Here is a 20606-nt window from a genome sequence, read left to right as displayed (position 1 = left end):
TCCTGTGCGGCGCGGCGCCGTGCGTCGATTACCCCGGAGGTCATGGATCCATGCTGATCACCAACGCCACGCTGCCCGACGGCCGCAGCGGCATCGACGTGCTGGTGCAGGGCGGCCGCATCGTCGCGCTCGGCCCGAAGCTGGCCGCGCCGCAGGGCATCGAGACCGTCGACGCCGCCGGCCAGCTGCTCAGCCCGCCGTTCGTCGACGCGCATTTCCACATGGACGCGACGCTCTCCTACGGCCTGCCGCGCGTCAACGCGAGCGGCACGCTGCTCGAGGGCATCGCGCTGTGGGGCGAGCTGAAGCCGCAGCTGACGCAGGAGGCGCTGGTCGAGCGCGCGCTGCAGTACTGCGACTGGGCGGTGGCGCGCGGGCTGCTCGCGATCCGCAGCCACGTGGACGTGTGCGACGACCGGCTGCTCGCCGTCGAGGCGCTGCTGCACGTGCGCGAGCGGGTCAAGGACTACCTCGACCTGCAGCTCGTCGCCTTCCCCCAGGACGGCGTGCTGCGCAGCCCGAACGCGCTGGCCAACCTGAAGCGCGCGCTCGACCTGGGCGTCGACGTGGTCGGCGGCATCCCGCACTTCGAGCGCACCATGGCCGACGGCGCCGAGAGCGTGCGCCTGCTGTGCGAGCTGGCCGCCGAGCGCGGCCTGCGCGTGGACATGCACTGCGACGAGAGCGACGACCCGCTCTCGCGCCACGTGGAGACGCTCGCCTTCCAGACCCAGCGGCTCGGGCTGCACGGCCGCGTGACCGGCTCGCACCTGACCTCGATGCACTCGATGGACAACTACTACGTGTCCAAGCTGATCCCGCTGATGGCCGAGGCGCGGCTGAACGCGGTGGCCAACCCGCTGATCAACATCACGCTGCAGGGCCGGCACGACAGCTACCCGAAGCGACGCGGCATGACCCGCGTGCCCGAGCTGATGGCCGCGGGCATCGACGTCGCGTTCGGGCACGACTGCGTGATGGACCCGTGGTACTCGCTCGGCAGCGGCGACATGCTCGAGGTGGCCGCGATGGGCCTGCACGTGGCGCAGATGACGTCGCAGGCGCAGATGCGGGCCTGCTTCGACGCGGTGACGGCGAACCCGGCACGCATCCTGGGACTGGCGGGCTACGGCCTCGAACCGGGCGCGAACGCCGACTTCGTGCTGCTGCAGGCGGGCGACCCCGTCGAGGCGATCCGCCTGCGCGCCACCCGGCTGCTGGTGGTGCGGCGCGGCAAGGTGATCGCGCGGGCACCGGCGGCGGCGGCCACGCTCGATCTGCCGGGTCGGCCGGCCCGCGTGGACTGGCGGCTTCAGCGCTGAGCGGCCGCGCGGAAGAACGCGATGCGCTCGGCATCCGCCGGGTGCGAGGCGATCGCGATGCCCAGCAGCGCCGCCTCGGACGAGCGCTCGCGCTGCGCCATCTTCTCGAAGAAGCGCACCAGCGCCAGCGGCGAGATGCCCGCCGCGCGCAGCACCTGCACCGCCTCGGCGTCGGCCTCGCGCTCGGCATCGCGCGAGTAGCCGGCCTGGCCGAGCAGCACCGGCGCGGCGGCCAGCAGCGAGTTGAAATCGCCCACCACCAGGCTGGCCAGCAGACCCACGGCGCCGGCCTGCAGCAGCAGCCGCATGCCGTGGCGCCGCCGCAGGTGGCCGAGCTCGTGGGCGAGCACGCCGGTGAGCAGGTCCAGGTCGTCGCCGGCGAGCTCGGCCAGCGCGTCGGTCAGCACGATGGTGCCGTCGGGCAGCGCGAGTGCATTGGGGCCGATCTTGCTGCGCCGGAACTCGAGCCGGTGCTCCGGCACGCTGCCCGGCGGCTGCGCCGCCACCGCCTGCGCCAGGGCGGCCCGGATGCGCAGCTGCCGCTGCGCGGGCAGCTGCGTGGGCTGCAGGATCTCCTCGTCGAGCTGTGCCAGCACGCCGGCGCCGATCTGGCGGTCGAGCGACTGCGGCACGACCTGCAGCGCCGCCTGCGCCGCCGCCGGCACGCCCCAGACGTACAGCGCGGCCAGCAGCGCCAGCGTGGCCAGCGCGCTGGCCAGCACCCAGTGCCAGCTCTGCTGGGCCCGCACGACGAGCGAGTCGCCGCGCCCGCAGCGCCGTGCGAAGGCGTCCCACGCGGCGGCGTCGGCGCCATGCAGCGAGCCGCCGTCGGGCAGCTCGGCCACGCGCACGCCGTGCCGCGTGCGCTCGGGCCAGCGCAGCGTGTGCGGGGCGTAGCGGCGCTCGTCCTCGCCCGCGTGCAGCACGAGCTGCGCACCGTCGAAGCGCAGCCGCGCCGGCATGCCGCGGGCACTGCGGCCGTCGAAGTACTCGACGACGATGTCGTCCGCCTCGGCCGCATCGAGCGGCCGCCGCGGATCCGGCTCCGCCGGTTCGCCGGCGGCGCCCCCCCGGGTGGGTGCGCCGAAGGCGCTCCGGGGGGGATCCATCTACATCCCGATGTCGAGGCCGAACAGGTCGCCGGCGGCGTCACCGGCCGCGTCGCCGGCGTTGGCCTGCTCGGTGTCGACCAGCGTCTGCGGGTCGATCTGCGTGACCAGCTCCACCGCCTCGAGCCGCATGCGCTGCATGGCCACGGCGGCGAACGGCCAGTACAGGCCGAGCGTTAGGATCATCAGCAGCCAGTTCTTCAGCGTGAGCCGCAGCAGCGGCCAGAAGCGCAGGCGGCTGTCGAATCCGATCGAGTGGCTCGCGGTGCGCGTCCACAGCAGGTTCTGCATCTTGGCCGTGAAGTAGGGCCGCGGCACCAGCTGCACCGCGAGCAGCGCGGTGAGGAAGCCCAGCACGCCGATCACCGCCGCGATCGCCTTGCCCGAGGCGGCGCCGTCACGCGGCACGAGGAAGGCCACCCCCACGGCCAGCAGCGCCACCAGCAGCACCAGCGCGGTGCCGCCGGCCGCGCCAATGCCCAGGGTCTCGGCGAACACGCCGTAGAACGAACCCGGTCCGGTGCGCAGCTCGCTGCGCTGGTGGCCGAATCCGTAGTGGTCGTGCTGGTACTTCTTCAGCTTCCACCACAGCCAGGGCACGAGGCAGAACATCGCGCCCATCACGCCGAGCGACAGCAGGCCGACCCAGACCGGCGGCTCGCCCTCGTCGGGCACCAGCACCAGCGAGCCGACCAGCAGCGCGCCGGGCAGGAACCACGGCAGCAGCGCCGCGTAGGCGCCGCGGGTCGAGCCGTGGAAGCGAAAGCGCAGCCCGCGCCAGCTGGTGTTGGCGAGGCGGAACTGCAGCGTCGCCTTGAGCAGCGCCGGCCACACCGCGGCGACGATCACGAAGGCGATCAGCCCGGCGGTCGGCGAGAAATGGCCCGCCACCGAGTACAGCACCAGCAGCAGCGCCACCAGCAGGTAGCCGCGCAGCATGCGCTTCGGGTCGGCATGGAAGCCGAGCGGGTGGCCGCCGACCAGCGTGTTGCCGTAGAAGTAGCGCAGCTTGCGCGCCTTGGCCCACGGGTGGTAGAGGCCCAGCGTCAGCAGCGTCAGCAGCAGGTTGACGATCCAGAGGCGGAAGTACTCGCTGCCCGAGCCGGTGAAGCGGATCGGCAGGCGCTGCGGCGCCGGCTCCGCCACGCTGTCGCGCCAGGGCTGGGTGCTCGGCCCCGGATCGGTTGCGGACTGGTCCATCGAGTGCGTGATGTCCGCCGGCACGCGCGCGCTCCCTCGTCGTTCACATGCCACTCTAGCATCGAGGCCGCACGGTCGCCTTGGCTAGAATGAATTTCGCCAGGGACACCTCCACACCGCAACCACCATCGGCATGATGAAACTCATCGGCGCGCTGACCAGCCCCTACGTGCGCAAGGTACGCATCGTGATGGCCGAGAAGAAGCTCGACTACCAGTTCGAGCTCGAGGACGTGTGGAACGAGAGCGGCATCCTGAAATCGAATCCGCTCGGCAAGGTGCCGTGCCTGGTGCTCGAGGGCGGCGAGGCGGTGTTCGATTCGCGCGTGATCGTCGAGTACGTCGACACGCGCTCGCCGGTCAGCCGGCTGATCCCCGATTCCGGCCGCGGCCGCACCGAGGTGCGCACCTGGGAGGCGCTGGCCGACGGGCTGATCGACGCGGCCATCCTCGCGCGGCTCGAAGCCACCTGGGCCGGGCGCGGCGCGGAGCAGCGCTGCCAGGCCTGGATCGACCGCCAGATGAGCCGCGTGCACGGCGCGCTGGCGGCCATGAGCACCGGCCTGGGCGACAAGCCCTTCTGTGCCGGCATCCACCTCTCGCTGGCCGACATCGCGGTCGGCTGTGCACTCGGCTACCTGGACTTCCGCTTCCCGCACATTCCCTGGCGCGACACCTACCCGAACCTGGCCAAGCTGGCCGAGAAGCTGAACGGGCGGCAGAGCTTCCAGGACACGCGGCCGCCCGCGGCCTGACGGACCTCAGGCCAGCTTCAGCGACAAGGCCGCGGTACGGCGGTCGAACTGCAGCTTGCGGTACAGGCCGCGCACGCGCTGTGACACTTCGCTCTGGGTGATGCGCAGGTCGCGCGCGATCTCGTGCGGCAGGAAGCCGTCGGCGATCCACTGCAGCATCAGCCGCTCCGGCGCCGTGGGCCGCAGCGGGTCCTCCTGGTCGGCGCCCTCGCGCTGGGCGTCGAAATGCGCCTTGACCTGGCGCGCGATGGTCGGGGCCATCTCGGCGCCGCCGGCCAGCGTCTGCTCGATCGCCGCCACCAGCGCCTGCGGCGACTGACCCTGCACGAAGTAGCCGTCCGCGCCGTTGCACAGCGCCTCGAGCAACTGCGAATCGTCCAGCGTCATCGTGACCACCAGCGTCCGAGGCCGGCCGTAGCGCGTGCTCACTGCCATCTCGTCGAGCAGGCTGCTGATCCAGCCGTCGGGCAGCTGCAGGTCGGACAGCAGCAGGTCGGGTTTGACGCTGCCGAGCTGGCTGCGCGCCTGCGCCAGCGTGGCGGCCCAGCCGACCGCCTGCCAGCCGGAGCGGGCGTCGATCAGGCTGCGCATCCGCCCGGCCACCAGCGGGTCGTTGACGAGGAGGTAGATGCGCGGCATGGGAAGGATCGAACCCGACGAATTGATGACATAGGGATTGTCGACGTCGGTCGCCGGTGTCGCACCCCCGTGACCTCAGGGGGGAGACACCCTCAGCCCGGGGCGCGCGCGAAGCTGTCCGGACGGGCCATCGGCCAGTACAGGCGGAATACCTGATGGGGCATCTCGCCGCCCAGCAGCGCGCCCGGCTCGACGAAGGGCAGCAGGTTGGACAGCAGCTTGACGCCGTGGTCCGAGGTGCGGCGCACGATGTGGCCGGCGCTGATCTCGCCAGGGTGCTGCAGCCCGGCCGCCTGCACCAGCTCCTGCAGCGCGTGCAGCGTCTGCTGGTGGTAGTTGAAGATGCGCTGGCTCTTCACCGGCACCACCAGCGCCTGCTGGCGCAGCGGGTCCTGCGTCGCAACGCCGGTCGGGCAGTGGCCGGTGTGGCAGGTCTGCGACTGGATGCAGCCGAGCGCGAACATGAAGCCGCGCGCCGAGTTGCACCAGTCCGCGCCGATGGCCAGCATGCGCGCGATGTCGAAGGCACTGATCACCTTGCCGGCGCAGCCGAGGCGGATGCGCGCGCGCAGGTTCAGGCCGACCAGCGTGTTGTGCACCAGCAGCAGCCCCTCCTGCAGCGGCGCGCCGACGTGGTTGGTGAACTCCAGCGGCGCCGCGCCGGTGCCGCCCTCGGCGCCGTCGACGACGATGAAGTCGGGCACGATGCCGGTCTCGAGCATCGCCTTGCAGATCGCGAACCATTCCCAGGGGTGGCCGATCGCGAGCTTGAAGCCGGTCGGCTTGCCGCCGGAGAGCGTGCGCAGCCGCTCGATGAACTGCAGCATTCCGAGCGGCGTCGAGAACGCGCCGTGGCTGGCCGGCGAGACGCAGTCCACGCCCACCGGCACGCCGCGTGCCTCGGCGATTTCGGGCGTCACCTTGGGCCCGGGCAGCACGCCGCCGTGGCCCGGCTTGGCACCCTGGCTGAGCTTGAGCTCGACCATCTTCACCTGCTCGAGCGCCGCGTTCTCGACGAAACGCGCCTCGTCGAAGCGGCCCTGCGCGTCGCGGCAGCCGAAGTAGCCCGAGCCGATCTCCCAGATCAGGTCGCCGCCGTGCACGCGGTGGTGGCGGCTGATCGAGCCCTCGCCGGTGTCGTGCGCGAAGCCGCCGCGCCGTGCGCCTTCGTTCAGCGCCAGGATGGCATTGGCCGACAGTGCGCCGAAGCTCATCGCCGAGATGTTGAACACGCTCGCGGAATAGGGTTTCGAGCGGCCGGCGCCGATCTCGACGCGGAAGTCGTGTGTCGCGAGCACTGTGGGCTGCAGCGAATGGTTGATCCACTCATAGCCGACCGCGCCCACATCCATCTGCGTGCCGAAGGGCCGCTTGTCGGACTCGCCCTTGGCGCGCGCGTAGACCAGCGAGCGCTGCGCGCGCGAGAACGGCGCCGCCTCGGTGTCGCCCTCGATGAAGTACTGCCGCATCTCGGGGCGGATGTACTCGAGCAGGAAGCGCAGGTGCCCGATTACCGGGTAGTTGCGCAGCACCGAGTGGCGTGTCTGCTGCGTGTCGCGCAGGCCCAGCAGCGTGAGGAAGAGGAACAGCAGCGCGACGAAGCCGCCGACGTCGAAGGCCACCCAGGAGAAGGTGGCCAGCAGCAGCACCACCGCGCAGGCCAGCCAGGCCGTGTAGCGCACCGGGAAGTGGCGGTCGACGCGTTGCAGCCAGGCGAACATGGCCGCGATGGTAGCGACTAGCGCAGGCGCCGCGTGTCCGGGTTGCCGTCGCGCACGGCCATGTCCAGCAGGTCGTCGACGCGCTCGAGCAGGTTGCGCCCGGCCTCCTCGATGGCGGCCAGGTGCCGGCGCTGCTCGTCGGCGCTCGTCTCGCCGGCGCGCTGCGCCAGCAGGTACGACAGCCCGAGGATCGCGTGCAGCGGCGTGCGCAGGTCGTGGCTCAGGCGCGAACGCCGCGTCCGCTCGGCCAGGCCGCTGCCGGGATGCGACGGCCGCCCGCTCAGCTCGACCATCGTGCCGACCACCCGCATCGCCTGGCCCTGCGCATCGCGTTCGACCACCCGCCCGCGCGACAGCACACGACGCCAGCCGGCGCCGCCACCGCGCAGGCGGAACTGCATCTCGTAGTCGGGCGTGTCGCCGTCCACGTGCGAGCGCAGCGCGCCGAGCATCGGCGCCAGGTCGTCCGGGTGGACGCGCTGGCGCCAGAACGCAGTGCTGTCCGGCGCATCCACCGGTGTCAGCCCGAGCCGGGCCTTCCAGGCCGGCGAGTAGTGCACCTGCTCGGCACGCGGGTCGAGGTCCCAGACGCCGAAGCTGGCGCCTTCCAGCGCCAGGCGCCAGCGCTCCTGTTCGGGGGTGGGCATGGACATGGCCGGGCACTATATCGACGCCCCGGCGGCGCCGGCGGCCGAGTCAGCGGAAGAAGTCGCGCAATTCGGCCGCCGTTTCGTCCGGCAGTTCCTCGGGGATGAAGTGGCCGGCCGGCACGGCCCGCCCGCTCACCGTGCCGGCGCACTGCGCCTGCCACAGCGCCAGCGGCTCGAACAGCCGCGCGATCACGCCGCGCTCGCCCCACAGCAGCAGCGTGTCGCATTCGATCTTCTGCCCGGCGGCGCGCGAGGCGCGGTCGTGTTCGAGGTCGATGCCGGCGCTGGCGCGGTAGTCCTCGCAGGCGGCGTGGATGGCCTCGGGCCGGCAGAAGCAGCGCTCGTACTCGGCCAGCGCCTCGGGCTCGAGGTGGCCCAGGCCCTGCGCACCCCAGCCGCCCAGGTGCCAGTGCAGGTAGAACCTCGCGTTGCCGCCGATCATGGTCTCGGGCAGCGGGCTGGGCTGGATCAGGTGGAACCAGTGGTAGTAGGCGCGCGCGAAGGCCATGTCGGTGCGCCCGTACATGTCCAGCGTCGGCGCGATGTCGATCAGCGCGAGCCTGGCCACCGCCTGCGGCGCATCCAGCGCGAGCCGGTGCGCGACACGCGCGCCGCGGTCGTGCCCGGCGACGAAGAAGCGCTCGTGGCCGAGCGATCGCATCAGCGCGAGCAGGTCGGCCGCCATCACGCGCTTGCTGTAGTTGGCGTGGTCGGCTTCGCCGCGTGGCTTGGCCGAGTCGCCGTAGCCGCGCAGGTCCGGCAGCACCAGGCGGTGGTGTTGCGCGAGCTGCCGCGCGACACGGTGCCACAGCACGTGCGTCTGCGGGAAGCCGTGCACCAGCAGCAGCGGCGGCGCGCCCTCGGGGCCGCCGGTGCGCGCGCAGATCGTCGTGCCGTTGACGGCGTGCGCGGCCGCCTCGAAGCCCTCGAACCATGGCGTCATGGCCTGCTCCTCTCACACCTTCAATCGAGGGTGCGACGATAGCGCTTCAGCGCCACCGCGCCGGCCACCACCATGAAGGCCAGCATCGGCCACAGCTCGGCCAGCAGCATCGCGGCGTCGTTGCCCTTGAGCAGGATGCCGCGCACGATGCGCAGGAAGTGCGTCAGCGGCAGCAGCTCGCCCAGGTGCTGGGCCCAGTGCGGCATGCCGCGGAACGGGAACATGAAGCCCGACAGCAGCATCGAGGGCAGGAAGAAGAAGAAGGTCATCTGCATCGCCTGCAGCTGGTTGCGCGCCAGGGTGCTGAACGTGAAGCCGACCGCCAGGTTGGCGAGCATGAACACGCCGATCATCGCCAGCAGCAGCACCAGGCTGCCTTCCATCGGCACCTCGAACAGCAGCCACGCCGCCACCAGGATCACGCCGAGCTGCACGTAGCCGATCAGCACATAGGGCAGGATCTTGCCCACCATCACCTCGGCCGGGCGCACCGGCGTGGCGAGCAGGTTCTCCATCGTGCCGCGCTCGCGCTCGCGCGTCATCGCCAGCGAGGTGAGCATCACCATCGTCATCGTCAGGATGGTGCCGATCAGCCCGGGCACGATGTTGTAGCGCGACAGGCCCTCCGGGTTGTAGCGCCGGTGGATGCGCAGCTCGAACGGCGGCGTACCCGAGTTGCGCAGGCGCAGCGCCCCGGCCAGCTCGGGCGCGAGCGCCTGGCCGGCCAGCACGTTGAGCGCCGCGATCGCGTTGCCCGAGGCCGAGGGGTCGGTCGCGTCCACCGCGACCAGCAGCGCCGGTTGCTCGCCGCGCACCAGCCGGCGCTCGAACTCGGGCGGGATCACCACCACGAACTGCACCTCGCCGCGCGCCAGCAGCGCCTCGCCCTCGGCCTCCGACACGCCGCTGGCGACCACCTGGAAGTAGCCGGAGTTCTGCAGCGCCGCGAGCAGGCTGCGCGAGAGCGGCCCGGTCTCGGCGGCGGCCACCGCGGTGGGCAGGCCCTTGGGGTCGGTGTTGATCGCGTAGCCGAACAGCACCAGCTGGATGATGGGGATGCCGACCGCCATCGCGAAGGTCAGCCGGTCGCGCAGCATCTGCTGGAACTCCTTGATGAACACCGCCAGCGTGCGGTGCCACGAGAGACCGGCCAGTCCGTTCATGCCGTGGGCCCCTCGCCCGACGGGTACGTCGGGCGATCCCCCGCGGGGATGGCGGACCGGCTTGGGAGCGGCCCGGCGCCCGGCCCGCCACGCGCGCTGGCCACGGGGAGTCTCATGACGCGTGTCCTTGGGCGAAGTTGTCCTGCGCACGCCCGAGCAGGGCGATGAACACGTCCTCCAGGCTGGCCTGCGCCGGCACGATGCGCAGGCCCGGCGCGTCGCGCCAGGGCGCGAGCGCGGCGTCCAGCGCCGCTGCGTCGGGCCCGGCCACGTGCACGGTGTTGCCGAACGCGGCCACGCTCGTCACGCCCGGCGCGGACTTCAGCGGCGCCACCAGCGCCTGCGCGCCCTCGCCTTCGATGGCGCGCACGCTCAGCCCGGCCTGCGCGACGATCTCGCGCCCGGTGCCGCGCGCCAGCACCTTGCCGTAGGCGATGTAGACCAGGTCGTGGCAGCGCTCGGCCTCGTCCATGTAGTGGGTCGACACCAGCACCGTGATGCCCTGCGCGGCGAGCTGGTGGATCTGGTCCCAGAAGTCGCGCCGCGCCGCCGGGTCCACACCCGCGGTGGGTTCGTCCAGCAGCAGCAGGCGCGGCTGGTGGATCAGGCAGGCGGCCAGCGCGAGGCGCTGCTTCCAGCCGCCCGAGAGGGTGCCGGCGAGCTGCGTCTGGCGCGCCGCGAGGCCCAGCTGCGCGAGCGCCGCATCGACCGCCGCGCGGCGCTGCGGCAGCTCGAACAGCCGCGCGACGAAGTCCAGGTTCTCGCGGATCGACAGGTCGTCGTAGAGGCCGAACTTCTGCGTCATGTAGCCGGCCTGGCGGCGGATCGCCGGGCCGTCGCGCACGATGTCCAGCCCGAGGCAGGTGCCGCGCCCGGCGTCGGGCGTCAGCAGCCCGCACAGCATGCGGATGGTGGTGGTCTTGCCGCTGCCGTTGGGCCCGAGGAAGCCGCAGATGCGGCCCTGCGTGACCTGAAGGGCGACGTCGTCGACCACCGCGCGGCCGCCGTAGCGCTTCGTGAGCCCCTCGACCTCGATCGCGTGGTGATTCACGGCGCGGCGCGCGTCACGTCCAGCGGCTGCCCGGGCCGCAGCCGCGCCGCGTCCTTCGGCTCGGGCCAGGCCTCGACCATGAACACCAGCCGGGCCCGCTGCGCGTTCGAGTAGATCACCGGCGGCGTGTACTCGGCCCGCGTGGCGATGCGGCGGATGCGCGCCGGGATCGGTGCCCCGCAGCCGTCGCACGACAGCTGCACGGTCTGGCCTGCGGCGAGCGTCGCGATCTCGGCCTCGGGCACGAAGAAGCGCGCCTTGATCGCGCCGGGCGGCAGCAGCGCCAGCACCGGCTGCCCGGCCGGCACGTACTCGCCGGCGCGGAAGTAGGTGTCGGCCACCTGCGCGTCCAGCGGCGCGTGCTGCTGCTTCTGCGCAGTGCGCCAGTCGCTGCCGCGCAGGGCCTGGCTCGCGGCCTCGGCCTGTGCCAGGGCGGCGCGCTGCTCGTCCCGGCGCGCCGGCAGGCGGGCCACCGCCAGGGCGGCCTCGAGCTCGGCGACACGCGCACGCGACTGGTCGAGTGCGGCCTGCGCGTCGTCGATGCGCGCGGCCGAGACGAATCCCTGTGCCACCAGGCCCTGCTGGCGCGCCAGCTCGCGCGCCGCCAGCGCCGCCTGGGTGCGTGCCTGCGCCAGCTGGGCCTGCGTCACCGCGATCTCCTCGCGGCGCCGCCCGGTCTCGGTGTTGGCGGCCTGCGCCCGGGCACTCTCGACGCGCAGGCGCGCTTCCTCGCGCGCGGCCCGCTCGGCCTCGTCGTCGAGCGCGAACAGCAGTGCGCCGCGCGCGACGCGCTCGCCGGCCTGCACCGCGAGCGTGTCGAGCCGGCCGGCCAGCGGCGCGGCCACGTAGACGTAGTCCCCCTCCGCGTAGCCCGACCAGCCGCCGCGCGCGGCCGGCTGGCAGGCGCCGAGCAGCAGGAGCAGCAGGAGCAGCAGCAGGGATGCGGACGGACGCGCGGGCCAGGGCACGGGCCGAGTATCGTGTGCGCCCGCGCCGCGGCGCAAGCCGGCGGATCAAGCGCCGAGAACGCGCTGCGCGACGCTGGTGTAGAGCGGGATGCCGACCAGGATGTTGAACGGGAAGGTCAGCCCGAGCGAGAGCCCGACGTAGAGCGCCGGATTGGCTTCGGGGATGGCATGCCGGATCACGGCCGGCACGGCGATGTACGAGGCGCTGGCCGCCAGCACCATCAGCAGCGCCGCGTCGCCGGCCGGCAGCCCGGCGGCGGCGGCCAGCGCCAGCGCGAGCGCGGCGTGCACCAGCGGCGCCGCCAGCCCGTAGGCCAGCAGCCAGGGCGAGGTGCGGCGCAGGGCGCCGAGCTGGCGCGCCGCGAGCAGGCCCATGTCGAGCAGGAAGAACGACAGCATGCCCTTGAACAGGTCGCCGGTGAAGGGCTGCATCGCGCGGTGGCCGGCCTCGCCGCTGAGCAGGCCGACGGCCATCGCGCCGAGCAGCAGCAGCTGCGCGCCGTCGGTGAAGGACTCGTGCAGCAGCTTGCCCAGGCCGACCGGCGCCGTGTCGGGCTGCGCGGCGCGGCGCACCCGGTGCGCCAGCAGCACCGCCATCACGATGGCCGGCGACTCCATCAGCGCCATCGCCGCGGCGAGGTGGCCGCCGAAGTCGATGCCGCGCTGCTCCAGCATCTGCGTGGCGGTGATGAAGGTCACCGCGCTGACCGAGCCGTAGGTCGCGGCCACGGCCGCCGCGTCGAAGCCCGACAGGCGCCGGCGCAGCAGCAGGTAGCCGAGCGCCGGCACGGCGATCGCGAGCGTCAGCGCGATCGCCAGGCCGAGCGCCACCTGCGGCGTCAGCCCGGTGCGCGCGAGCGCGAACCCGCCCTTCAGGCCGAGCGCCATCAGCAGGTAGAGCGACAGGAAGCGCGCGACCGGCGGCGGGATCTCCAGGTTCGAGCGCAGCGTGCCGGCCAGCAGGCCGAACACGAAGAACAGGATCGCGGGGTCGAGCAGCGTCTGCAAGCGACCCCGCGACGTTCAGGCCGCGAGCGCGAGCGCGGGCCGGGACAGCGCGGCGCGCTCCAGGCCCCATTGCGCGACCGCGGCGCCGATCACCAGCGACTCGCCCTCGCCGACCTCCGCGTCGGCCTCGACCACGGCGATGCACAGCTCGAGCACACGCTGTCGCAGCGCCGGGTCGTCGACGTCGGCCAGCAGCGCGGCGAGCGTGCGCTCGTCGACCCGGCAGGCCTCGGACCAGTCGAGCTGCGCGGCGGCCAGCAGGTCCTCGCAGAAGGCGTGCAGCACGCCGTGCAGCGCTTCGCGCGGCAGGCCGAGCTGCTCGTGCGCACGCGTGGCGTCGAGCAGCTCCAGCTCGTGCGGGCTGAGGTGGCCGTCGGCCAGCAGCGCGAGCGCGACGATGCGGGCCGCGGCCTGCGGGCTGTTGCGGGGGTAGGGTCGCATGGCGGTCTCCTTCAGGACGAGGCCAGGGTGGGCGTGCGGCGGCGCAGCGCACGCACCAGCACGCGCGCGGCGCGCGCCAGCGCGCTGTTCAGCGCGACGCGCCAGTCGCGCGCCAGCGAGGTCACCACCACGGTGCCGGCGCCTTCGGTGCGCAGCTCGACGCGGCAGCGCTTGTCGACGCCGCCGCGCGGGCCGTTGATGTCGGTGAGCTCGACGCGGGCGCGCGGCACCATCCACGCCAGGCGCCGCATCACGAAGCGTGCGCGGGTGGTGGCGAGGCGGCGCAGGCGCACGCCCTCCGGGTCGCGCGATTCGAAGAGCACTTGCATGTCGGACCTCCGTCGGGGGAAGCGGATCGAGACCGGAAGATAGGGGCGTGGGGGGTTCGGTCAAAGCAGAGAATCATGGAACGACACTTCGGATAATCCTGAACATGAGCCTGCACTTCAGCTACCGGCACCTGTACTACTTCTGGGTCGTCGCGAAAGAGGGCGGCATGGCGCGTGCCGCGGCGCGACTGGGCATGGCGGTGCAGACCGTCAGCGCGCAGGTGCGCGAACTCGAGCGTGCGCTCGGCCATGCGCTGCTGGCGCCGGCCGGCCGCGGACTGGCGCTCACCGAGGCGGGCCGCGCCGCGTTGCGCCAGGCCGAGCAGATCTTCCTGCTCGGCGAGCAGCTGCCGGCGCTGGTGCGCGATGCGGCCGACACGCCCTCGGTGCGGCTGGCCGCCGGCATCTCCGACGGCCTGCCCAAGCTCGTGGTGCACCGCCTGATGGGGCCGGTGCTGGACGAGCCGCGCCTGCACCTGGCCTGCCGCCAGGCCGACCTCGACGTGCTGCTGGGCGACCTTGCGCTGCACCGGCTCGACGTGGTGCTGGCCGACCGCGCGCCGCCGCCCAACCCGAACCTGCGCCTGTATGCGCACCGGCTCGGTGGCTCGCCCGTCGCCTGGTACGCGCCGCCGGCGCTGCTGGCCGCCGCGCGGCGCGGCTTTCCCGCCTCGCTGGCACGCGTGCCGGTGCTGCTGCCCACGCCGCAGGCCGCGGTGCGTCCGCGCCTGGACCACTGGTTCGAGCGCGCGGGCCTGCGCCCGCGCGTGGTCGGCGAAGTGGGCGACAGCGCGCTGCTCAAGACCTTCGGCGCCGGCGGACTGGGCGTGTTCCCGGCCGCCGAGCTGGTCGAGGACGATCTCGTGCAGCGCTACGGCGTGCGCCGCGTGGGCCGCTGCGAAGGGGTCGAGGAACACTACCTCGCCATCGGCAGCGAGAAGAAGGTCGGCCACCCGCTGGTGCAGCGCCTGATCGCCGCGCGCCAGGCGGTGCGGCACTGAACGCCTATGCACGGCCGTTCATGAGGAGCAACCCGATGAGGCCGGGCGGCATGGCCGGAAGGGAACACCGGTTGTGCCAGAAGGGCACAGCGGCGGCACGGCACAACGCTTGACCGCAGGCAAGCGTGCGCGGTGCGGCCGAGCGCTCCACCGAGGAGGAACGGCGTTCGTGCGCCGCGTGGCATGGCGATTGCGGTTCGGGGTCCGCCGCGAATGTCCGCGCCACACCTCAGGAGACCCGCATGACCGTCTACGCCGCGCCCGGCACCGCCGGTGCCAAGATCGCCTTCAAGGCCCGCTACGACAACTTCATCAATGGCGCCTTCGTCGCGCCGGTCGAGGGGCAGTACTTCGACGTCATCACGCCGATCAACGGCAAGCCGTACACGAAGGTCGCGCGCTCCGGCGCGGCCGACATCGAGCGTGCGCTCGACGCCGCGCATGCCGCCGCGGCCCGGTGGGCCGCCACCGCGCCGGCCGAACGCGCCAACGTGCTGCTGAAGATCGCCGACCGCCTGGAGCAGAACCTCGAGCTGCTCGCCTATGCCGAGACGGTGGACAACGGCAAGCCGATGCGCGAGACGCTGAACGCCGACATCCCGCTGTCGATCGACCACTTCCGCTACTTTGCCGGCTGCCTGCGCGCGCAGGAGGGCTCGATCTCCGAGATCGACGCCCACACCATCGCCTACCACTTCCACGAGCCGCTCGGCGTGGTGGGCCAGATCATCCCGTGGAACTTCCCGCTGCTGATGGCGGCGTGGAAGCTCGCCCCGGCGCTCGGCGCGGGCAACTGCGTGGTGCTGAAGCCGGCCGAGTCGACCCCGGTCAGCATCCTCGTGATGGCCGAGCTGATCGCCGACCTGCTGCCCCCGGGCGTGCTGAACATCGTCAACGGCTACGGCCGCGAGGCCGGCATGCCGCTGGCCACGAGCAAGCGCATCGCCAAGATCGCTTTCACCGGCTCCACCGCCACCGGCAAGGTGATCGCGCAGGCCGCCGCGGGCAACCTGATCCCGGCCACGCTGGAGCTCGGCGGCAAGAGCCCGAACCTGTTCTTCGACGACGTGATGGCGGCCGACGACGCCTTCCTCGACAAGGCGATCGAGGGCCTGGTGCTGTTCGCGTTCAACCAGGGCGAGGTCTGCACCTGCCCGAGCCGTGCGCTGATCCAGGAGTCGATCTACGACCGCTTCATGGACCGTGCGCTCAAGCGCGTCGCCGCCATCAGGCAGGGCAACCCGCTGGACACCGAGACCATGATCGGCGCGCAGGCCTCGGCGATGCAGCTCGACAAGATCCTGAGCTACCTCGAGCTCGGCAAGCAGGAGGGCGCGCAGGTGCTCTGCGGCGGCGGCCGCAACGTTCTGGGCGGCGATCTCGCGGGCGGTTACTACATCCAGCCCACGCTCTTCAAGGGCCACAACAAGATGCGCATCTTCCAGGAGGAGATCTTCGGCCCGGTGCTGGCCGTGACCACCTTCAAGGACGAGGCCGAGGCCCTGCAGATCGCCAACGACACGCCCTACGGCCTCGGCGCCGGTGTGTGGACCCGCGACGGCAGCCGCGCCTACCGCCTGGGCCGCGCGATCCAGGCCGGGCGCGTGTGGACCAACTGCTACCACGCCTACCCGGCGCACGCGGCCTTCGGCGGCTACAAGGAGTCGGGCATCGGCCGCGAGACGCACAAGCAGATGCTCGACCACTACCAGCAGACCAAGAACCTGCTGGTGAGCTACTCGCCCAACGCGCTCGGGTTCTTCTGATCAGAACAGCACGAAGTCCGCGGCCGTCAGCGCGGACTGCCCGGTGACGGCCGCGAGCAGGAACAGCTCGTCGGCCGTCACCGCGGCATTGTTGTCGCTCGCCTGGAACAGGAACAGCGCCGAGTGGGTGCCGTCGTCGACGACGAACAGGCGCGTCTCGTTCGCGGCGAAGGCGGCGCTGGCGCTGCCGATCACGGCGGTGACGCTGCCCGCGTCGATCGGGTCGAAGAACGAGCTGCCCGAGAACGCGATCTCGTCGGCGATGTCGGTGCGGAAGATCACCAGCTCCGCACCGGCGGCGAAGGTGCCGCCGGCAGTGGCCTTGACCACCGCGCCGTCGAGCGTGCCGTCCCCGTCGCCGACGAAGCCCGAGGTCACCGCGATCAGGTCCGTGCCCTGCTCGAAGTCGAAGATGGTCGCGCCGTAGGCGAACTCCCACACACCACTGCCGGTGAAGGTCTCGGAGATCAGGTTGGCCTCCGTCACCGCGTCAAAGGCGAAGTAGTCGGTCGCGCCGTCGCCGCTGCCGAAGCGCTCGCCGCCCCACAGGTGGTCGCCGCGGCCGCTGTTGTTGCGGTCGGCCGTGCCACCGAACAGCTGGTCGATGCCGGCGCCGCCGACCAGCGTGTCGTTCTGGTTGTCGCCGGAGAGGATGTCGTCGCCCGCCCCGCCTTCGACGAAGTCGTTGCCGTCGCCGCCGGTCAGGCTGTCGTTGCCCTCGCCGCCGTCCAGGTTGTCGAAGTTGCCGCCGCCGTCGACCAGGTCGTTGCCGGTGCCGCCGGCCAGGGTGTCGTCGCCGAGTTCGCCGCGCACGGTGTCGGCACCGTCGCCGCCGTCGAGCCGGTCGTCGCCGTCGCTGCCCAGCACGCTGTCGTTGCCGGCCCCGCCGCGCAGGCTGTCGCTGCCCACGCCGCCGTTCACCGTGTCGTTGCCGGCGCCACCGTCCAGCGTGTCGTTGCCGCCGAAGCCGCTCACGGTGTCGTTGCCCGAGCCGCCGCCAAGGAAGTCGGCGGAGACGTTGCCCGAGCCGCGGTTCAGGTTCAGCGCCGTCGCGCCGAGATACTGCAGCCCCTCGAAGTTGGCGTAGCCGGTGAAGCTGGTGATGGTCAGCGAGGCCAGCACGTCGAAGCCGCCGCCCGCCGCCTCCACCGCCACGTCGCCGGTGTCGAGGTAGTACCAGTCGTCGCCCGCGCCGCCGGTCAGGCTGTCGGTGCCGGCGCCGCCTTCGAGTGTGTCGTCGCCCGCGCCGCTGCTGATGGTGTCGTTGCCCGCGCCGCCCACCAGCTTGTTGTCGAGGTGGTTGCCGACGATGGTGTTGGCCAGCGCGTTGCCTGTGGCGTCGAAGGCGCTGCCGTAGGGGCCGGTGTAGGCCGCACCGCCGTTGGCCGCGGCGTAGACGGTGCCGAGCGCCGCGCGCGCCGCGGCATCGAGCGTGCGGTCGGCGCCGTACAGCACGAGGTTCTCGACGCCCTCGAGGTTGTCGATCGAGCCGCTGGCCAGCAGCAGTGCGGTGTCGGTGCCGCCGCTGTCCTGGCCGCCGTAGGTGTCCACCGGCAGGCCGAGCACGTAGAAGTCGTTGCCCGTGCCGCCGAAGAAGCTCACCTCGCGCGTGCTGCTGAAGCCGCTGCCGAAGCCCCAGGCCACCAGCACGTCGTTGCCGGCGCCGGCGTCGACCACGTCGCTCTGCGGCTCGAGGATGTTGGCCACGTCGACGAAGCCGGCCATCGTGTCGTCGCCGCCGCCGCCCACGAGCAGGTTGTCGCGCTCGTTGCCGACCAGGATGTTCGCGCCGGCGGTGCCCTGGCCGAAGAAGGCCGTGCTGTCGCGCTGCAGCACCAGCGCCTCGACGTTGGCGTAGCGCGTCAGCGAGTTGTCGATCGCCGAGATCACCACGTCCAGCGTGCCGACGTCGCTGCCGGCCCCGCCGTCGGGCGCCTCGACCACCACGTCGTTGCTGTTGTCGATCAGGTAGCGGTCGTTGCCGTTGCCGCCCACCAGCCGGTCGGCCGCGGTGTCGGGCACGAGCTTGCGGTTCGGCACCCACACGTAGTCCGGGTTGGCGCCGCCGTACAGCACGTCGTCGCCATTGCCGCCCACCAGCGAGTCGACGCCCGCGCCGCCGAGCAGGCTGTCGTTGCCGTTGCCGCCGTTCACGGTGTCGGCGCCGGCCCCGCCGGAGATCACGTTGTCCAGCCCGTTGCCGGTCAGCGTCGCACCCGTCGCGCTGGTGTAGAAGAGGTTCTCGACCGTGGTGGAGAAGGCCGCGATGCCGAGGCTGGTGCGCAGGCCGACCAGCGTGTCGGTGCCTTCGCCCACCTGCTCGGTGACGAGGTCGGCGGCCTGCACGAAGTAGAAGTCGTTGCCCAGCCCGCCGATCATCGAGTCGGTGCCGGCGCCGCCGTCCAGCGTGTCGTTGCCGTCGCCGCCGGTCAGCGTGTCGTTGCTGGCCGAGGCCGACTGGATCAGGTTGTCGCGTGCATTGCCGAACAGCGCGGCGGCGGTGGTGCCGGTGTAGGTCAGGCCCTCGACCTGCTGGGTCCAGGCCAGGCGCAGGTCCTTCGCGACGGACGACTGGATGGTGTCGAAGCCGCCGTTGACGTATTCGTAGACGCGGTCGCCGACCCCGTCGATCACGTAGCGGTCGTCGCCGGTGCCGCCGACCATCGTGTCGGTGCCGGTGCCGCCGTTCAGCACGTCGTGGCCGCTGCCGCCCATCAGCAGGTCGCTGCCGGCGAAGCTCGACAGCGTGTCGTTGCCGGCGCCGCCGTACAGCGTGTCGTTGGTGCTCGCCGCCGAGTTGGACGCGATCACGTTGGCCTGTGCATTGCCCTTCAGCAGCGCGGCCAGCGCGCCGGTGTAGGTGAGGTTCTCGACGTAGGCGAAGCGCTCCAGGCTGTAGGTGGCCAGCGCGTCGAGCACGGAGGTGCGGAGGGTGTCGGTGCCCGAGCCGCTCGTGCCCGCCTCGACGACCACGTCGCCCAGGTTGTCGACGATGTAGACGTCGTTGCCGTCCCCGCCGGTCATCGTGTCGGCCCCGGCCAGGCCGTCGATCGTGTCGGCACCGGCGGTGCCGGTCAGGTTGTTGTTCGCGCTGGTTCCGTTGACGACGGCCATGGCCGGTTTCCTCCGAGGCGTGTGGATGCCCGGAATGGTGGCAGGCCCGCCTCGGCTCCCGCGCCGGCACGCCCCCCCGAGTCATGGGAGGGGCGTGCGCTCTTGACTCACGGCAGGCGGCGCAGCACCAGGTTGTCCGCCAGCCCGAGCCCCTCGAAGCCGGCGTAACGCGGCACGCCGAGCGCAAGCGGGAACGGGCCGATGGCCTGCTCGTTGACGCGCGCCTCGAGCTGCTGGGCCAGCGGGTCGTAGCGCAGCTCGAGGTGGTTGTAGGTCATGTCGTCCGTGCTGCCCGAGGCCAGCAGCGTGCGCGTCGCGCCGCCGGCCCAGAGTTCCCAGCGCAGGGGCCGCGTGGCGGGTGCGTCGGGCGCCGCCGGGCGCAGCAGCAGGGCCACGCGGGCGGCGCTGGTCAGGTTGCTCAGCGTCGCGCCGCTGTCGGTCAGGCCGAGCGCGAGGTAGCTGTCCGGCACGTCGGTCGGATAACCTTCGATCGACAGCGCCCAGGGGGTGGCCGTGGGCAGGTTCACCGGCAGCAGCGCGGTCGGGAACACCGGCGTCACGACGTCGAACAGCTCCGAGTAGGCCACGCCCTCGTACATCTCACCCGGCTGCAGCGGCGACGGCAGCTCGTGCGGGTTGCCGCCGGCGCCGGCGAACTTCCAGGTCTGGTCGCCGTTGGGGGTGATCCACTGCGTGTTCTTGCTGCCCGGCCACTCGACCCAGAAGCCGCCCAGCGTCGTGTGCAGGAAGGCCGAACGCATGTCGCCCTTGCCGCCCTTGGGCCGCAGCTGCTCGGGGCCGGGGCCGAAGGATTCGCGCACCAGGATGTCGGGCGCCGGGGCACGGGTCGGCAGCGGGTTCACCGCCCCGGCCACCGGCGTGCCACCGCCGCCGGTGCAGCTGCCGATGCAGTCATTGCCGCCCTTCAGCACGATCTTGCGCGTGGCCGTCGCCGACGCATCCGCGGCCGAGAGGCCGTCGGCCGCGTCGCCGCCTCCGCCGCAGGCGGCCAGCAGCGCGGCCGTGGCCAGTCCGATCGCGCCGGCGGCGCGGTGCATGGTGATCCTCATCGAAACCCTCCGGGCGCCTGTGGATGGACCACAGAGCCGCGGCAGACGCGCTGGATACATCGCCTTGACGAGTTCTTGATGCGACGCCGGCGCTTCTTGTGCCCGTCTTGACACGCCGCTGCCTAGCATCGCAGCGGTATCGACGGAGATTCGCATGGACATCGTCTGCCTGGGGCTCGCGCTCCTGTTCTGGGCCCTGGTGCTGGGCCTGGCCGCCGGCTGCGAGCGCCTGCGGCCGCACGGGGGCCGGCCATGAGCGGTTGGGAGATCGCCGCGGCGCTGCTGGCCGCCGGCCTGGGGGTGTACCTCGTCGCGGTGCTGCTGCGGCCGGAGGACTTCTCGTGACCGCCGCGGGCT

19 protein-coding genes are annotated in these 20606 nt (G+C 72.3%); 5 read left to right on the top strand and 14 right to left on the bottom strand.

Features of this window, described 5'->3' with window-relative positions:
- The first annotated feature begins 50 nt into the window (after positions 1-50).
- Positions 51-1322, top strand: coding sequence for an amidohydrolase family protein (locus tag D9C15_RS02610; RefSeq protein ID WP_127995853.1), 1272 nt, complete (start codon positions 51-53; stop codon positions 1320-1322).
- Here D9C15_RS02610 and D9C15_RS02605 read toward each other — a convergent pair.
- On the bottom strand, positions 1313-2431 hold the full coding sequence (locus tag D9C15_RS02605; RefSeq protein ID WP_127995852.1) for a M48 family metallopeptidase: 1119 nt from the start codon (positions 2429-2431) through the stop codon (positions 1313-1315). The two genes, D9C15_RS02610 and D9C15_RS02605, sit on opposite strands and share 10 nt — an antisense overlap.
- On the bottom strand, positions 2432-3631 hold the full coding sequence (locus tag D9C15_RS02600; protein WP_127995851.1) for a YjgN family protein: 1200 nt from the start codon (positions 3629-3631) through the stop codon (positions 2432-2434).
- A gap of 136 nt (positions 3632-3767) precedes the next feature.
- Between D9C15_RS02600 and D9C15_RS02595 the strand changes: the two genes are divergently transcribed.
- Positions 3768-4385, top strand: a complete 618-nt coding sequence (locus D9C15_RS02595; protein ID WP_127996113.1) for a glutathione S-transferase C-terminal domain-containing protein — start codon at positions 3768-3770, stop codon at positions 4383-4385.
- Positions 4386-4391: 6 nt separating this feature from the next.
- Here the strand turns inward: D9C15_RS02595 and D9C15_RS02590 are convergent, their stop codons facing one another.
- The 10 genes from D9C15_RS02590 to D9C15_RS02545 form a co-directional block, all read right to left on the bottom strand.
- Positions 4392-5024 (bottom strand): response regulator, encoded by a 633-nt coding sequence (locus tag D9C15_RS02590; RefSeq protein WP_127995850.1) that lies wholly within the window; start codon positions 5022-5024, stop codon positions 4392-4394.
- 92 nt (positions 5025-5116) lie between these two features.
- Positions 5117-6745: an FMN-binding glutamate synthase family protein gene (locus tag D9C15_RS02585; protein WP_127995849.1), complete on the bottom strand. Its 1629-nt coding sequence runs from the start codon at positions 6743-6745 to the stop codon at positions 5117-5119.
- A gap of 17 nt (positions 6746-6762) precedes the next feature.
- Positions 6763-7392: a PAS domain-containing protein gene (locus D9C15_RS02580; protein WP_205854705.1), complete on the bottom strand. Its 630-nt coding sequence runs from the start codon at positions 7390-7392 to the stop codon at positions 6763-6765.
- Positions 7393-7441: 49 nt separating this feature from the next.
- The gene (locus D9C15_RS02575; protein WP_127995847.1) at positions 7442-8338 is read right to left on the bottom strand and encodes an alpha/beta fold hydrolase; all 897 of its coding nucleotides are present in this window, start codon (positions 8336-8338) and stop codon (positions 7442-7444) included.
- 20 nt (positions 8339-8358) lie between these two features.
- A complete protein-coding gene (locus D9C15_RS02570; protein ID WP_205854704.1) occupies positions 8359-9501 on the bottom strand; it encodes an ABC transporter permease in 1143 nt (380 codons plus the stop codon).
- A 112-nt stretch (positions 9502-9613) separates the two neighbouring features.
- A complete protein-coding gene (locus tag D9C15_RS02565; protein WP_127995846.1) occupies positions 9614-10552 on the bottom strand; it encodes an ABC transporter ATP-binding protein in 939 nt (312 codons plus the stop codon).
- Positions 10549-11520, bottom strand: coding sequence for an HlyD family secretion protein (locus D9C15_RS02560; protein ID WP_205854703.1), 972 nt, complete (start codon positions 11518-11520; stop codon positions 10549-10551). The genes D9C15_RS02565 and D9C15_RS02560 overlap by 4 nt, the downstream gene beginning before the upstream one ends.
- 45 nt (positions 11521-11565) lie before the next feature.
- Positions 11566-12528 (bottom strand): sodium-dependent bicarbonate transport family permease, encoded by a 963-nt coding sequence (locus tag D9C15_RS02555; RefSeq protein ID WP_127995845.1) that lies wholly within the window; start codon positions 12526-12528, stop codon positions 11566-11568.
- Positions 12529-12543: 15 nt separating this feature from the next.
- Positions 12544-12969 carry a TerB family tellurite resistance protein gene (locus D9C15_RS02550; protein ID WP_127995844.1) on the bottom strand — a complete coding sequence of 142 codons (426 nt, stop codon included), beginning with the start codon at positions 12967-12969 and terminating at the stop codon, positions 12544-12546.
- Positions 12970-12980: 11 nt separating this feature from the next.
- Entirely contained in the window at positions 12981-13298 is a 318-nt protein-coding gene (locus D9C15_RS02545; RefSeq protein WP_127995843.1) for an HPF/RaiA family ribosome-associated protein, read from the bottom strand.
- A 104-nt stretch (positions 13299-13402) separates the two neighbouring features.
- Here D9C15_RS02545 and D9C15_RS02540 point away from each other — a divergent pair, with 104 nt between their 5' ends.
- Together D9C15_RS02540 and exaC are read left to right on the top strand one after the other, a co-directional pair.
- Positions 13403-14299 (top strand): LysR family transcriptional regulator, encoded by an 897-nt coding sequence (locus tag D9C15_RS02540; RefSeq protein WP_127995842.1) that lies wholly within the window; start codon positions 13403-13405, stop codon positions 14297-14299.
- A gap of 242 nt (positions 14300-14541) precedes the next feature.
- Positions 14542-16065: an acetaldehyde dehydrogenase ExaC gene (exaC, locus tag D9C15_RS02535; protein WP_127995841.1), complete on the top strand. Its 1524-nt coding sequence runs from the start codon at positions 14542-14544 to the stop codon at positions 16063-16065.
- Here exaC and D9C15_RS02530 read toward each other — a convergent pair whose 3' ends face one another.
- Positions 16066-19179, bottom strand: a complete 3114-nt coding sequence (locus tag D9C15_RS02530; RefSeq protein WP_127995840.1) for a beta strand repeat-containing protein — start codon at positions 19177-19179, stop codon at positions 16066-16068.
- A gap of 107 nt (positions 19180-19286) precedes the next feature.
- Entirely contained in the window at positions 19287-20249 is a 963-nt protein-coding gene (locus D9C15_RS02525; RefSeq protein WP_164886624.1) for a hypothetical protein, read from the bottom strand.
- A 252-nt stretch (positions 20250-20501) separates the two neighbouring features.
- Between D9C15_RS02525 and kdpF the strand changes: the two genes are divergently transcribed.
- Complete coding sequence (gene kdpF, locus D9C15_RS02515) at positions 20502-20594, top strand: K(+)-transporting ATPase subunit F (RefSeq protein WP_127995837.1); 93 nt, start codon at positions 20502-20504, stop codon at positions 20592-20594.
- The last annotated feature ends 12 nt before the right edge of the window (positions 20595-20606 follow it).

Origin of the sequence: Piscinibacter defluvii, assembly GCF_004011805.1 — a bacterium.
GTDB lineage: Bacteria > Pseudomonadota > Gammaproteobacteria > Burkholderiales > Burkholderiaceae_C > Piscinibacter > Piscinibacter defluvii.
The sequence above is the reverse complement of the archived record's forward strand: the minus strand, read 5'-3'. Positions and strand labels throughout refer to the sequence as shown.

Coding starts and splice junctions, on each gene's coding strand:
- D9C15_RS02610 (WP_127995853.1), top strand. CDS start 51: ATGCTGATCACCAACGCCACGCTGCCCGACGGCCGCAGCGGCATCGAC.
- D9C15_RS02605 (WP_127995852.1), bottom strand. CDS start 2,431: ATGGATCCCCCCCGGAGCGCCTTCGGCGCACCCACCCGGGGGGGCGCC.
- D9C15_RS02600 (WP_127995851.1), bottom strand. CDS start 3,631: ATGGACCAGTCCGCAACCGATCCGGGGCCGAGCACCCAGCCCTGGCGC.
- D9C15_RS02595 (WP_127996113.1), top strand. CDS start 3,768: ATGAAACTCATCGGCGCGCTGACCAGCCCCTACGTGCGCAAGGTACGC.
- D9C15_RS02590 (WP_127995850.1), bottom strand. CDS start 5,024: ATGCCGCGCATCTACCTCCTCGTCAACGACCCGCTGGTGGCCGGGCGG.
- D9C15_RS02585 (WP_127995849.1), bottom strand. CDS start 6,745: ATGTTCGCCTGGCTGCAACGCGTCGACCGCCACTTCCCGGTGCGCTAC.
- D9C15_RS02580 (WP_205854705.1), bottom strand. CDS start 7,392: ATGCCCACCCCCGAACAGGAGCGCTGGCGCCTGGCGCTGGAAGGCGCC.
- D9C15_RS02575 (WP_127995847.1), bottom strand. CDS start 8,338: ATGACGCCATGGTTCGAGGGCTTCGAGGCGGCCGCGCACGCCGTCAAC.
- D9C15_RS02570 (WP_205854704.1), bottom strand. CDS start 9,501: ATGAACGGACTGGCCGGTCTCTCGTGGCACCGCACGCTGGCGGTGTTC.
- D9C15_RS02550 (WP_127995844.1), bottom strand. CDS start 12,969: ATGCGACCCTACCCCCGCAACAGCCCGCAGGCCGCGGCCCGCATCGTC.
- D9C15_RS02545 (WP_127995843.1), bottom strand. CDS start 13,298: ATGCAAGTGCTCTTCGAATCGCGCGACCCGGAGGGCGTGCGCCTGCGC.
- D9C15_RS02540 (WP_127995842.1), top strand. CDS start 13,403: ATGAGCCTGCACTTCAGCTACCGGCACCTGTACTACTTCTGGGTCGTC.
- exaC (WP_127995841.1), top strand. CDS start 14,542: ATGACCGTCTACGCCGCGCCCGGCACCGCCGGTGCCAAGATCGCCTTC.
- D9C15_RS02530 (WP_127995840.1), bottom strand. CDS start 19,179: ATGGCCGTCGTCAACGGAACCAGCGCGAACAACAACCTGACCGGCACC.
- D9C15_RS02525 (WP_164886624.1), bottom strand. CDS start 20,249: ATGAGGATCACCATGCACCGCGCCGCCGGCGCGATCGGACTGGCCACG.
- kdpF (WP_127995837.1), top strand. CDS start 20,502: ATGAGCGGTTGGGAGATCGCCGCGGCGCTGCTGGCCGCCGGCCTGGGG.